Below are 12698 nucleotides of genomic sequence, written 5' to 3'. Positions count from 1 at the left end.
CACAAGGCCGCACGGGCGGGCGCGACGCGGGTGCCGCCCCTACGCCACCCGCCGCCGTGGATCGTCCGGCCGCTGGAACAACACCCGCTGCGGCCGGTGCAGCACGAAGCCCTGGCCGTAGTCCACGCCCAGCTCGCGCAGCACCGCCAGGGTGTGCTCGCCATCGACCCACTCGGCCACCACCTTCAGCCCGCGCTGGTGGCCGATCTGGGCCACCGCGTTGACGATCGCGCGGCTCATCGGGTCGCTGCCGAGGTCGCGGACGAAACTGCCGTCGATCTTGATCACGTCCACCGGCAGGTTCTTGAGGTAGCCGAACGAGGACATGCCGGCGCCGAAATCGTCCAGCGCGATGCGGCAGCCGGCCGCACGCAGGCGCTCGATCACCCGTACCACCCGCAGCAGGTTGCGCACCGCCACGGTCTCGGTGATCTCCAGGCAGATCCTCGCGGCAGGTACCTCGAACTCTTCGATGGTGTCGAGGATGAAGTCGGCCAGGCCCTCGTCCTCGATGCTCGCCCCGGACAGGTTGATCGCGCAGGTGCGCAGCGCATCGCCGCAGGGATGCAGCCGGGCGAAGCTCGACACCGCGGTGCGGATCACCCAGCGGTCCACCAGCGGCATCAGCCCGTAGCGCTCGGCCGCCGGGATGAAGGCGCCGGGCAGGAACACGGTGCCGTCCTCCTCGCGCAGGCGCAGCAGCAGCTCGATGTGGATCGCGCCATCCGGCGCAGGCACCAGCGGCACCACCTCCTGGTAGTCGAGCAGCAGGCGGTCCTGCTCCAGCGCCCAGCGCAGCCGGTTGGCCCACTCCATCTCGCTGCGGCGGCGGCTGGTGTCCTCGTCCTCGCGGTACGTGCAGACGCGGTTGCGGCCGCTTTCCTTGGCCTGGTAGCAGGCGCTGTCGGCCCACGCCAGCAGGTCCTTGAGCGTGCAGCCGTCGCGGTCGACCATGACCATGCCGATGCTCGCGCTGACCGCGTAGGTCCGTTCCTGCCAGACGAACATCACCCCTTCGATGCACTGGCGCAGGCCCTCGGCCAATGCCAGCGCCTGCGCGGCATCGACGTCGAACGCCAGCAGCCCGAACTCGTCGCCGCCCAGCCGCGCCAGCAGGTCGCCGGGACGCAGGCGCGCACGCATCGCATGCACCAGCTGCACCAGCAGCTGGTCGCCGGCCATGTGCCCGGAGACGTCGTTGATCAGCTTGAACTGGTCCAGGTCGATGTACAGCAGCGCGAACGGCGCCGCGTCGGCGCGCCCCTGGCGCAGCTCCAGCGCCTCCTGCAGGCGGCGCTCGAACTCGCGCCGGTTGCACAGCTCGGTCAGTCCGTCGTGCGCGGCCTGGTAGCGCAGCCGCTCGGTGAGTTCGCGCTGTTCGCTGGTGTCGCTCGCCACCATCAGCAGGTACGGCGCGCCGTCGACCTCGACCTGCGCCAGCGACGCGCTGGCCCAGAACGCCTCGCCGTCGGCTGCCAGCACCAGTGCCTCCTGGCTGGCCCAGGTGCCGCCGGTGGTGGCTTCGGCCATCGCCTGGCCACCGAGCAGCGGATTGGCGAACAGCGACACCAGCGGCGTACCGGCGACCCGGCCCAGGCGTTCGCGTGCGACCTGGTTGGCGTAGGCGATGCGCCCGTCGCGGGCATCGGCCAGCAGTACCAGCGCCGGCAGCAGTTCGTTGAGCACGCGGAAGCGCGCCTCGCTCTCGCCGAAGCGCGCATACATGCGCCGGCCCAGCTCGACCGCGCGGCGATGCGTGGTGGCCTGCGACAGCAACAGCAGCGACAGCAGCACGCTGATCGCGATGCCGGTGGCGACGATCAGCTGCAACCGGGCGGTGTCGACCGCCGCCGAACGCGGCCAGGTCGTCAGTTCCCAGCGGCGGCCGCCGAAGTCGACCCGGCGGACCTGCAAGGCGCCGCCGGCCGCCGGCACCGGCGCGGTGGCGAACATCTCGTCCTGCCCGGGTTCGGCCCCGAGGTCGCGGATGTGCACGTGCAGGTGGTCGAGGATCCGGCCATGCAACGCCTGCCGCAGCATCGGCTCCAACCGCAGGCTGATCGCCAAGGCGCCTATTTCCCGCGCGCGGCGCTGTTCCAGCGTCAGCGGGCTCGGTCCGCGCGAGTACACCGGCAGGCGCACGGTGACGCCGCGGGCGGCATCAGCACCGCCGCTGAACTGCAGCAGGGGAAAGGGCGCGGAGATCGAGGGCGCATCGGCATCGCGTGCGCGGTGCAGGGCGACCAGGTTGCGGGGCTGGGTGGCGATGTCCAGCCCGACCAGCATCTCGTTGCCGCGCAGCGGCGCGGCGAACTCGTAGCGGTAGCCGACATGGCCGCGCGCGCCGGCCGCCGGGTCGCGCCGCGCGAACACCACGGCCACCAGCCCCGGCACCCGCTCGCGGGTGCGCAGGTTGGCCTGGTACTGGGCGAACAGCGCCTGGTCCATGTGGTCGTTGGACAGGAACACGGTCTGCATGGCCCGCAACGCCTGCGCGGCCGCATCCAGTGGCGCTTGCGCGCGCGCCTGGGCGGCGTCGGCCAGCGACTGCTGCATCACCTCGGCGCGATGCTGCGCGGCGCGCCATTCGCGCCGGGCGAGCTCGGCGGTGAACAGCAGGCCGACCACCAGCACCAGCAACGCCCAGGCCGGGGACGCACGCAGGCGATCGCCGGGGCTTGCCTCCGGCGCGGCCTGGATGTGGTCCTGGAAAGGCATGCGGATCCTCTACGGCCGGGCGGCCGGTGCCGGTCGCACGGGGAGCATCGGCCCCGCGTCGGTCCGGGCGGCTGGCGCCCATTCTGTTACAAGGTCGGTCGCTCCGCTGGATTCTTGAACCGGGCGGGGTTATCGGGCCGGGCCGCGGCGCCACGCGCCACGGTCGCAGCGGGCCTGGCACGGCGAAGCCGGCCCGCCCGCCGCCCCGCCAGCCGGGCACGCCTGCGCGCTCACATGCCGTCCGGGCGGTGGAACGACACGGCCGCGCTCAGGGCGACGACGGCTCGTAGCGGTAGTGCCAGGGCTCGTCCGGCGAACGCAGCGGGCCGCTGAGGCTGGCGCCGGACTCGCGTACCGCCGCGGCCAGGCGCGCGGCCCAGCCGTCGGCGATCCAGCGCGACTGCACGCTGCGGCTGTCGGTGCCGGCGACCAGGGCGTCGCCCTGCACCACCTGGAAATCGTAGGCCAGCGCCTGGCCATGCGACGACAGTCCCGGCGCGGCCAGGTTGACCGCGGCCGGCGGCCGCCAGCTGCGCAGCCAGCGCTCGAACAGCGCTTCGCGGCCAGGCCTGCAGGCGCGGGTCGCGGCCCGCAGCAGCGCGTCGGCGGCAGCGCCCACGGAGGCGTTGCCGTTCCACTTGCGCACCTGCTCGTCCAGGCTGCGCACCTGGAGGTTCACGTGCAGCGCATAGCCGGGATTGGCCGCGGCGAACGCCGCCTGCACCCGGGCCACGTCGGCATGGGCGGCGCGTTGCGCGGCCGATCCCTCGTACGCCTCGATCCGTTCCTGGCTCCAGCTCCACTGCCCGGCGAGGTCGGCGGCACGCAGGTAGCTGCGCACCGCCAGCAACTGGCGGCCCTGCCCGTCGATGCGGGCCAGGGCTTCGCCAGCCTGCACCGGCAGGCTCGCCGCCGCCGCGTCGAAGCAGGCGCCGGGGACGGCGGGCGCGGCATGCGACCACTGCGAGGCCAGCAGCAGGACGATGCCCGCGGTGCCGGGGAGGAATTCCATCGCCACGCCAGCTCCATCGATCCGGTTGCGGCAGCGTAGGCCGGGCGGGATGAAGGCCGCCTCACGGCAGGAGGCGGAGACCGGTCGGTTACGATGCCCGGCCCTGGTTGCCGCCCGCCCCCCGTGCCCCACTACTCCGGCCCACTGCTACTGCGCGAAAGCGCCCGCGCGCTGCTGGCCGCGCGCGAGTCCGGACATCCCGAGCGGACCGGCTCGCTCGACCTGGGCCGCAGCCTGGACACGGCCGCCCTGGGGCCGGACCACTGGCGCTGGCGCGGCGCGACCTATCCGTGGCCGGGCGCGCTCAAGGACCGCACGATCTACTGGTTCGACGGCGAGGACTGGGCGCCGGCTGCCCGCTACGCCGGTTCGCTGATCAAGCTGGTGCCGACGGAATGGGACGTGCCCACGTTCGAGATCGACGGCATCAAGATGCTGCCGACCTCCAGGGAATCGCCGCTGGACGATGCCCGGCGCAAGGTCGCGCTGGTGGAGCCGCGCGGCAAGGTCGTGCTCGATACCTGCGGCGGCCTGGGATACTTCGCCGCCTGCTGCCTGGAGGCGGGCGCGGCGCGGATCGTCTCGTTCGAGAAGAACCCCAGCGTCCTGTGGCTGCGCACGCTCAACCCGTGGTCGCCCGATCCGGACGCGGCGTCGTCGGGCGGACGCCTGGAGTTGCGGCACGGCGATGTCTCCCGGGAGATCGCCGCGCTCGGCGACGGCACGGTCGATGCGCTGCTGCACGACCCACCGCGCTTCGGCATCGCCGGCGAGCTGTACTCGCAGGCCTTCTATGACCAGCTGGCGCGGGTCCTGCGACGCGGCGGCAGGCTGTTCCACTACACCGGCAGCCCCAACCGCCTGACCAGCGGACGCGACGTGCCGCGCGAGGTCGCCCGGCGGCTGGAGAAGGCGGGGTTCCGGGTGCAGCTTGCGCTGGACGGCGTGCTGGGCGTGCGCCGCTGAGCGGCAGGCACTGCGGACCGCCCACGCCACCCGCGCCCGCGCCCCGCCGCGTCGCGACGGGGGCGGACGGCCAGCCCGCTAGAGTTTCAGTTCGCCGTTCTCGACGATCGGCTTGTCGTCCAGGGTCACCGTGCTGCCGGGCAGGAACACGGTCTGGCCGATGCCGGAGTGGTTGTCGCCACCGGCCCAGGCATTGGCGCCGGTGCCCACGGTCACCGCGCCGGCCGGCACCCAGCTGCCGGCACTGCCCTGCCCCAGCTTCACCGCCGGGTTGATGCCGAGGTTGAGGAACGAGAACTCGGCCTTGCGCGGATCGTCGGAGGCGTCGTACATCGCCTTCAGGTCCGCATAGCCCGGGCCGCTGCCTTCCATCGCGGTGACCTTGCCGTCGGCGATGGTGAGGGCGAGCCTGTCGATCTTCTTGCCGCGGAAGCTGCCGCCGGTGTCGACCAGGGTGCCCTGCGCGCTGCCGGGCACCGGCGTGGTGTACACGTCGCCGGCGGGCAGGTAGACCGACACGGCCGCCCCGCCCTCCCTGACGTCCTCCTCGGAAATGATGCCGTCGCTCACGCCGACCTTGCGCCCCTGGATGCGGAACGTCAGGTCGGTGCCGTTGGGATTGGTCACGTGGACCACGTTGCCGGCGGCGAGCGCGGCGCGGATCTGGGCACCACGCTTCTGCAGCTCGGTGTAGTCCATGCTCACGCCCTCCCAGAACATGCGCGCCAGCGCATCCTGGTCCATGCCGAAGCGCTCGGCGCGCCAGGCCGTGGGATAGAGGTTGTTGCCCAGCTCGACCAGGCGCACGCCGCGCTTGAACATCGCCTCGGCCACCGCTTCGTTCGCCTTGGCGCGCGCGGCCACGCGCTTGGGGTCGGCGCCCTCGAACAGGTTCTCGCTGGTGCCGTTGCCGAGGCTGATGACGACGTCGACCGCGTCGACCAGCCTGGCGACGAGCGCGTCCTGGCGCGCGTCGTACTTCTCTGGGACATCGAAGAACAGCCGCTTGCTCAGCCGGTCGCTGCCGTACTCGATCATCGGGAAGCCGCCGACCCTGGCCACTTCCACCGCCAGGTCCTCCATCAGCTCGGCATCCTGCAGGCGCCCGGTGATCAGCACCGAATCGCCCTCCTTCACCCCCGCGCTCTGGGTGACGATGCGCCGGGCCAATGCCTCCAGGTCGACCGGCGGCGTGGCCGCCGTGCTGGCGGGCGCGGCGGCGGCCGCCGGCGCGGTGGCGGTGGCCGCCGGCTCCTCAGCGGACGTCGCCGCCTCCTGCTCCGCGGGGCGCTGGCACGCGGCCAGCGAACAGAACGTCGCCGCCACCAGGGCGGCATGCAATGCGCGCTTCATCAGGGCTTCTCCGTCACTGCCGCGTTGGCAGGTGCCGATCCTACGGTCGCATCGACGGCACGGAACAACCGTTCATCGGCCGCCGTCCGGCAACGGAAGACGCGGAAATTCCGGCCATTCCGCGCCACCTGCGCTGCATCGGAACGGCGCGTCGACGCGCGCGTGGAACCCGCAACGGACGCTGGCAAGTGCCGCAAGCGCCCCGCCTGGGGCGTTCGCCAGGCTCAGTCCGGCACCGCGGGGAGCTCGGGAGCATCGAGCCCATGGAACGGGTCACGCCACGCCTGCAGCGACTCGATGCGCGCGTACCAGCGCGCGATCGCCGGCCAGGCGTCCAGTGGCAACCCTGCCAGCGGGTAGTGCGGCAGGAAACTGGCCATGCGGAAGTCCGCGTACGAGAGGGTGTCGCCCAGCAGCCAGGGCCGCGTGGCCAGTTCGGCGTCGAGCAGCGCGGCGCTGTCGGCGAAGCGCCGCAGGCCTTCGTCGACGTTGGCCGCGTCCACCGGGCCCAGCGCGTAACGCTGCTTGGTCACGCGCTCGAACTGGACCATCTCGCACGCGCGCACGAAATTCTCCTTGCCCCAGCTCAGCCACTGGATCATCGACGGCTCGGCGGCGCCGGTACGCCAGAAGTCCGACCCCGCCGCCTGCGACAACCGGCAGGCGATGGCATCGGCTTCCCACAGGCTGCCGCCGTCGGACAGCACCAGGATCGGCAGGCGCAGGCAGGGATTGAGCGGCCGGTAGCGCTCGGCCTGGCCCGGGGCTAGCGGCGCGGCGAACTCGAACTCCACCGGCGCCGAGACCTGGCGGGCGACGGCGACGGCCAGGCGCGGATTCGGGTTGCGGCTGTAGAGCAGCTTCACGCGACGCGATCGCGGGCGCGGTGGTAGGCCACCAGCGCGTTGGCATGGCCGTGGCCCAGGCCGTGCTCAGCCTTGAGCAGCGCGACCTGTTCGGCGTGCCTGAGTCCGGCCGCGCCGTCCAGCACGGCGAACCAGTGCGACACCGGGTGCCCGTAGGTCTTCTCGATCGAGGGGAAGTAGGAGGCGGGGCCCTTGGGCCTGGCGCTGGTGTCCATGAGCGGTAGTCCGTCGGGAATTCATGTCCACGACGTACCGCGGGCGCGGGTTTCGACATGCGGCCGCACCGCTTCGCGTACCGCGCTCCACGTACCGGCAGGGCCCCGGCCACCGCCGCAGCCGGGGCCCGCCCGCCAAGCCGCGGGTGTCAGTGCGGCCGGGCGACGCCGCGCAGCAGTTCCTGGGAGGCGGCCGGATCGCGGCTGTGGGCGAAGTTGGCCAGCGAAACGATGCCGACCAGGCGCTTGTCGCGATCGACCACCGGCAGCCGGCGCATCTCCAGCGCCGCCATGTTCGCGGCGACGTCGTCGATGTCGTCGTCCTCGAAGCAGTACTTCACGTCCGGCGACATCGCCTGGCGCACGGTCGCCTCCGGTCCGTGCCCGCTGGCGACGGCACGCAGGACGATGTCGCGGTCGGTCAGGAACCCGACCAGGCGATCGCCCTCGCCGACCGGCAGGCTGCCGACATCGTGCGAGGCCATCAGGCCGGCGGCCTCCCGCAGGGTGGTGTCGGGGGCGACCACGCAGACATCGGTACTCATCACTTCACTGATACGCATCGGACTTCTCCTGGTGTGCGGGGGTGGATGGCGCAGGCGGGCATACCGTCGAGGTCAGTGGCGCTTGGCGTGCCAGTCGCCGTCGGCGCCCTTCTCGTACTTCTCCTTCACGGCCGCCCAGGCCACGCGGTGGGCTACCTCCTCGCGCGACGCGTCGCCGCGCCGGTCGTCAGGGTCCTTGTACTGGTCCCAGGCGCTGTTGAAGGCCTCCTTGTAGATTTCCTGGGCGTGCTCGGGCACGTGGTCGCGGACCGACCCGGGCAGTTCGGACACGGTGCGGTAAGGCATGGCGGCGCCTCTTCGATCGAGTGGAATGCCAGCCTGTCCGAGAACGGATTAAGCCGCCGGCAACGCGGTGCATGGCCGAGGTTAAGGCGCGGCCGTTGCAACGGCCGCGCAAGCACGCGAACGGACGTGTCGCGCGGACGACGGGCGTGATGGCCGAAACCGCAGGGGACGCCGGCGCCTGGACGACGCGCCTCGCGCCGCATTCGCCCCGACCGCGGCTATTCCTCTTCGCCCGCGGCCCCGGGCCTGGCTTCGCGCTGGTAACGCCGCTCCAGGAACCACCACATCGCCGCGCCCCACAGCACGCCGCCGATGGGGAAGATCACCATCGACAGCGGAAGCAGGACGCGCAGGTCCGCGCCCGCGACGGCCCACATCACCAGCGAGTAGACCAACGCGACCACCAGCCCCCAGCCCAGTACCCCGCACAGCAGGATGAAGCGTAAAGGCCCCTTGCGGCGGATCCTGGCCCAGCGGGCCAGCGGATCGGAATCTGCAGCCATCGTCCACGTCCTGTGTCCGGTTCCCCGCCGGCATCTTGCCATCCGGGCGCCCCTCCTGCACGGCGGTTTGACAGCCAGGCAGCCCCGCCGCCAGCATCGACCGCTCATCTGCACGGGGGCTGGCGTGGATCGACGGAATTTCCTGGCCGCAGGCGGACTGGCGATGGCCGCGCCGATGTGGCCGGCCAACGGTGCTGCGGCGAGGCCGCCCGGATCGACCGACCCGCTGCACGATCCGCTCCTGCGCATCGACCTGGTATCCGACGGCCTGGACCTGGATCCAGGCGAGTACGCCGCGCAGCTGCGGCAGGTCGTCGCTGCCGGGGCGGTCGATGCCGACAACTACTCGCGCGGCGGCGTCATCGGCCGGCTCGAGACCCTGTTCGCCGAGCTGCTCGGCAAGCCGGCGGCGATGTACGTGCCCACCGGCACGCTCGCCAACCACCTGGCCGTGCGCCGCCTCGCCGGCGATGACCGGCGCGTGCTGGTCCAGGCCGAAAGCCACCTTTACAACGACAGCGGCGATGGCGCGCAGGCGCTCAGCGGACTGAACCTGGTGCCGCTGGCGCCGGGACAGGCCACGCTGCGGCTGGCCGACGTACAGCCCTGGGTGGAGCGTTCGCGCGGCGGCCGCGTGCGCAACGAGGTGGGCGTGATCGCGATCGAAACCCCGGTCCGACGCCGCGACCACGCCATGGCCGATTTCAGCGAACTGGAGCGGATCAGCGCCTACGCCCGCGAGCAGGGCATCCGCCTGCACCTGGACGGCGCCCGCCTGTTCACCCTGCCGCTGCACTCGGGGCGACCGGTGACGGCGTACGCGGCGCTGTTCGACAGCGTCTACGTCTCGCTGTGGAAGAACTTCAACGGCGCCGGCGGCGCGATCCTCGCCGGCAGCGAGGCGTTCATCGATGGCCTGTTCCACCAGCGGCGGATGTTCGGTGGCGCCCTGCCCTCGGCCTGGCCCCAGGTGGCGCTGGTGGAGACGTACGCGACGCGCTTCGAGGACGACTACGCACGCGCCTGGCGCGCGGCGGACGAACTGGTCGCCCACCTCGAGGCCAGCGGCAGGTTCCGCGCACGCCGGCTGCCCGACGGCAGCAGCCGCTTCTTCCTTTCGGTCGCCGGCACCGCACCGGACCTGCTGGCCGAGCGCGCGCGCGGACGCGGCATCGTGCTGGCGTCGCCGCATCCGGATACCGGCGAGTTCCCGGTGCAGGTGAACCCGACCCTGCTGCGGCTGCCTCCAGCCGAGCTGGCCCGGCGCATGCTGGGTTCGCTCGACGGCTGACCGGCCGTCGTCCGGCCACGGCGACCGCGCCGCCGGCATCCTGCGCTGCCGATGGAACGGTCAGGGGCCGGCGCTTAGCCCTTCCGGTGCGACACGGACACCTCGATGTCCAGCCCGAGCTGCATCGACTTCCAGTCGCCGTGGTCGCCCACGTTGACCACCACCCGCGCCACCTTCTTCGGCGGTGGCTTGGGCACGCTGGTGCCACTCAGCACAGGCTTGACGTCGACATCGATGTAGACGCCGTCGCCCAGTTCGATCGAGACGCGCTTCTTCTGCACCCGCGTTGCCGTGGTGGTTCTCCTGCTGCTGTTGCCCGGGCAATTTCGCGCACGCGCCGGTCAGCTGCGATAGTTGAGATCGAACGTGAACTCGACTTCGAACGACTTCGTCTCGTCGGTCGGATCGCCGATGTCCAGGGTCAGCACTCCGATCCGCCTGGGAACGGGGCGCGGCTTGGGCACCGACACGCCCGTGGCCTTGGGCTGGATCGACACGTCGATGACGACGCCCTCTCCAATCTGGAAGTGGTGTTTCTGCACCGAAGGTTCGCCTGTCATGTTCGTGCTCCTCGTTGTGGCGCCGGGGACGGATCGGACGCCGGCGGGGCGGGCGCGGGCCCCGACGGTGGTGCGACCAGGCCCGTCCGCCGGAACACGGCCTGGGTATCGATGCGTGCATCGGGAATGCCGGCCTCCCGCGCGCCCTTCAGGGCGAGGCGCGCCTCGTCGAGCCGGCCGAGCACGGCCAGCGCCTGCGCGTTGTACAGGGCGACCTCGCCGGGTTCGTGGCCCAGGGCCAGCGCCTGCCGCGCCAGCCGCAGGGCGCTGTCGCCATCGCCCAGCTGCGCGCGGTACCAGCCCAGCGCGGCCAGCGCCTTGGCGTCGTCGGGCTTGGCGTCGATGAAGCGCTGCGCCTGGCGCGCAGCCCGCTCGTAGGCCGGCCGCGCCTGCGCGGCCGTGCGCGGGTCGGCATCCAGCGCATCGCCCAGGAAGCCGACGTAGAAGAAGTCGCCCGGATTGAGTTCGGCGGCCCGGCGGTACATGTCCGCGGCACCGGCGTAGTCGCCCTTCTGGTAACGCAGGGTGCCGAGGTTGCTCAGCGAGCTCTCGTTCGGCTCGATCGCCAGCGAGCGTTGCATCGCCTGCTCGGCCGCGTCGTTCTCGCCGACCGACAGCAGCAACGCGCCGTAGATCGTCCAGTAGTCGACGTTGTCCGGGCGCAGCGCCACGGCGGTGCGGTAGGAATCGATCGCTTCCCGGTATTGCCCGAGCCGGAACTGCTGGTAGCCGAGTTCGGCATGCACCTGCGCGTTGCCCGGGCTGGCCTGCATGGCCTGGCGGAAGTCGGCCATCGCCTCGTCCTCGCGGCCGTGGTCGATGTGCACCTGGGCGCGGCCGACCAGCGCCTGCCAGCGCATCGCCGGGTCGTCGACGATGGCGTCGTAGTACTGCAACGCCTGCGATTCGTCGCCCTGCACCCGGTACAGGTCGCCCAGCGCCAGCTTCACCTCGCCCAGCCCGCCATCCATGTTGAGCGCGCGCAGGCAGGCCAGGCGCGCGTCGTCGAAGGCATCGGTGTTGCGATGCGACTCGAAGCTCCACAGCCCCATCCGGCACAGCGCGGCCTGCGCACGCGCGAAGCCAGCGTCGACGGCCAGGGCCTTGCGGAACTGGGCTTCCGCTTGCTCGCGGGCGTCGCCGCCGCGCGCAGCCGCCAAGCGGTCGATGCCGAGCAGGTACGCATCGAACGCGGCCGCGCTGTGGGTGGGCGTCAGCCGCTTGCGCAGGCTCTCGCGCTCCTCGGGCAGGATCTCCAGCAAGGCGTCGACCACCGCGTTGGCGATCTCGGTCTGGGTGTCGAAGATCGCGTCGGCGTCGCCGTCGAAGTTGCGCGACCACAGGGTATAGCCGGAACGGGTGTCCGACAGCCGGGTGCTGATCCGCAGGCGCTGGCCGTCGCGACGGACGCTGGCGTCCAGCAGCGTGGCCACGCCCAGCAACCGGCCCAGCGCCTGGATGTCCTGGCCACGGTCGATCGCCTCGGCCGGGCGCCACGCGGCGACCTTCAGGCCATGCACGCCGGCCAGCGCACCGAGCATCTCCACCGACAGCCCTTCGGCGAAGTAGCGGTCGTCGCGCGCATCGCTCAGCGTGGTGAAGGGCAGGACGGCGATCGACGCCTCCGCCGGCGCCGCCACCGGCCCGGCATCACGCCCGCGCCACCACCAGGCGCCGATCGACAGGACCAGCGCGGCCAGCAGCCAGAGCGCCCAGGAGCTGCGCGACATGGGAGGCGCCAGGGCATCGCCCGGGCCACCCTCCACGCCCAGGGGCGCATCGCCCGGCGGCTCGACGGGCGTCGCTGGTGCCGGCACGGACGGCACCGCCGCGGGCGCTTCCGGTGGCGGCGCGGCGGCCGGCGGCATCGCCCCGGCCGCTTCCGGTGGCGCTTGCAGCGTGCCGATGAAGCTGTAGCCCAGCGCATGCCGGGTCTGGATGTAGCGCGGCTTCTGCGAATCGTCGTCCAGCGCCGCGCGCAGCTGGGCGATGGCGCGGGTCAGCACGCCCGGGGTGACATGGCGATGCCCCCACACCTGGTCGAGCAGCTCGTCGCGCCCCAGCAGTTCGCCCGGCCGGCGCAGCAGCGCCAGCAGCACCGCGAACGCCTTGGGCTCCAGCGGCTGCGGTTCGCCGTCGCGCAGCAGGGTATGGGCGGCCGCGTCGACCACGATGCGATCGAACCGGAAGCGCGTATTCAGGCCGTCGTCGCCGGGGGCGGGCGGTCCGGTCCCGGGCTTCATCGCCACTTCCTCATCATTGCCTCATGAATTCAGCGAACACGCATGGAACGATCGCAACGGCCTCATGACCCGCGTTGGCGTCCCCGGGATGCTGGCCCGGCGCCGGCGATGCCGCGCCCA

The 12698-nt window shown here is 72.1% G+C and carries 13 protein-coding genes; 2 read left to right on the top strand and 11 right to left on the bottom strand.

The annotated features are described in order from the left end of the window. Positions 1 to 39: 39 nt before the first annotated feature. Entirely contained in the window at positions 40 to 2718 is a 2679-nt protein-coding gene (locus CSC66_RS15120) for a bifunctional diguanylate cyclase/phosphodiesterase (protein WP_162378248.1), read from the bottom strand. Between the two features lie 268 nt (positions 2719 to 2986). After that, entirely contained in the window at positions 2987 to 3730 is a 744-nt protein-coding gene (locus tag CSC66_RS15115) for a hypothetical protein (RefSeq protein WP_162378247.1), read from the bottom strand. A gap of 93 nt (positions 3731 to 3823) precedes the next feature. Between CSC66_RS15115 and CSC66_RS15110 the strand changes: the two genes are divergently transcribed. After that, positions 3824 to 4696 carry a class I SAM-dependent methyltransferase gene (locus tag CSC66_RS15110; RefSeq protein WP_202935669.1) on the top strand — a complete coding sequence of 291 codons (873 nt, stop codon included), beginning with the start codon at positions 3824 to 3826 and terminating at the stop codon, positions 4694 to 4696. Positions 4697 to 4774: 78 nt separating this feature from the next. Here the strand turns inward: CSC66_RS15110 and CSC66_RS15105 are convergent, their stop codons facing one another. The 6 genes from CSC66_RS15105 to CSC66_RS15080 all read right to left on the bottom strand — a co-directional run bounded on the left by CSC66_RS15105 (position 4775) and on the right by CSC66_RS15080 (position 8484). Then, positions 4775 to 6049 (bottom strand): aminopeptidase, encoded by a 1275-nt coding sequence (locus tag CSC66_RS15105; RefSeq protein ID WP_162378245.1) that lies wholly within the window; start codon positions 6047 to 6049, stop codon positions 4775 to 4777. 224 nt (positions 6050 to 6273) lie between these two features. Next, positions 6274 to 6915 carry a glutathione S-transferase family protein gene (locus CSC66_RS15100; protein WP_162378244.1) on the bottom strand — a complete coding sequence of 214 codons (642 nt, stop codon included), beginning with the start codon at positions 6913 to 6915 and terminating at the stop codon, positions 6274 to 6276. Further along, entirely contained in the window at positions 6912 to 7130 is a 219-nt protein-coding gene (locus tag CSC66_RS15095; RefSeq protein ID WP_162378243.1) for a DUF4287 domain-containing protein, read from the bottom strand. The genes CSC66_RS15100 and CSC66_RS15095 overlap by 4 nt, the downstream gene beginning before the upstream one ends. Before the next feature lie 149 nt (positions 7131 to 7279). Continuing rightward, entirely contained in the window at positions 7280 to 7693 is a 414-nt protein-coding gene (locus CSC66_RS15090; protein WP_162378242.1) for a CBS domain-containing protein, read from the bottom strand. Between the two features lie 54 nt (positions 7694 to 7747). Further along, a complete protein-coding gene (gene chaB, locus CSC66_RS15085; RefSeq protein WP_162378241.1) occupies positions 7748 to 7981 on the bottom strand; it encodes a putative cation transport regulator ChaB in 234 nt (77 codons plus the stop codon). 218 nt (positions 7982 to 8199) lie between these two features. Continuing rightward, the gene (locus tag CSC66_RS15080; protein WP_162378240.1) at positions 8200 to 8484 is read right to left on the bottom strand and encodes a hypothetical protein; all 285 of its coding nucleotides are present in this window, start codon (positions 8482 to 8484) and stop codon (positions 8200 to 8202) included. Between the two features lie 124 nt (positions 8485 to 8608). Between CSC66_RS15080 and CSC66_RS15075 the strand changes: the two genes are divergently transcribed. Then, positions 8609 to 9775: a threonine aldolase family protein gene (locus CSC66_RS15075; protein WP_162378239.1), complete on the top strand. Its 1167-nt coding sequence runs from the start codon at positions 8609 to 8611 to the stop codon at positions 9773 to 9775. Positions 9776 to 9849: 74 nt separating this feature from the next. Here the strand turns inward: CSC66_RS15075 and CSC66_RS15070 are convergent, their stop codons facing one another. Genes CSC66_RS15070 through CSC66_RS15060 form a run of 3 tightly spaced genes read right to left on the bottom strand, consistent with a single transcriptional unit; the run spans position 9850 to position 12578 of the window. Beyond that, positions 9850 to 10056: a hypothetical protein gene (locus CSC66_RS15070; RefSeq protein WP_162378238.1), complete on the bottom strand. Its 207-nt coding sequence runs from the start codon at positions 10054 to 10056 to the stop codon at positions 9850 to 9852. A gap of 60 nt (positions 10057 to 10116) precedes the next feature. Further along, positions 10117 to 10335, bottom strand: a complete 219-nt coding sequence (locus CSC66_RS15065; RefSeq protein WP_162378237.1) for a hypothetical protein — start codon at positions 10333 to 10335, stop codon at positions 10117 to 10119. Next, positions 10332 to 12578, bottom strand: a complete 2247-nt coding sequence (locus CSC66_RS15060) for a tetratricopeptide repeat protein (protein ID WP_162378236.1) — start codon at positions 12576 to 12578, stop codon at positions 10332 to 10334. The genes CSC66_RS15065 and CSC66_RS15060 overlap by 4 nt, the downstream gene beginning before the upstream one ends. Between the last annotated feature and the right edge of the window lie 120 nt (positions 12579 to 12698).

It is taken from the genome of Pseudoxanthomonas kaohsiungensis, from assembly GCF_010211765.1.
Classification (GTDB): Bacteria; Pseudomonadota; Gammaproteobacteria; order Xanthomonadales; family Xanthomonadaceae; genus Pseudoxanthomonas; species Pseudoxanthomonas kaohsiungensis.
The sequence above is the reverse complement of the archived record's forward strand: the minus strand, read 5'-3'. Positions and strand labels throughout refer to the sequence as shown.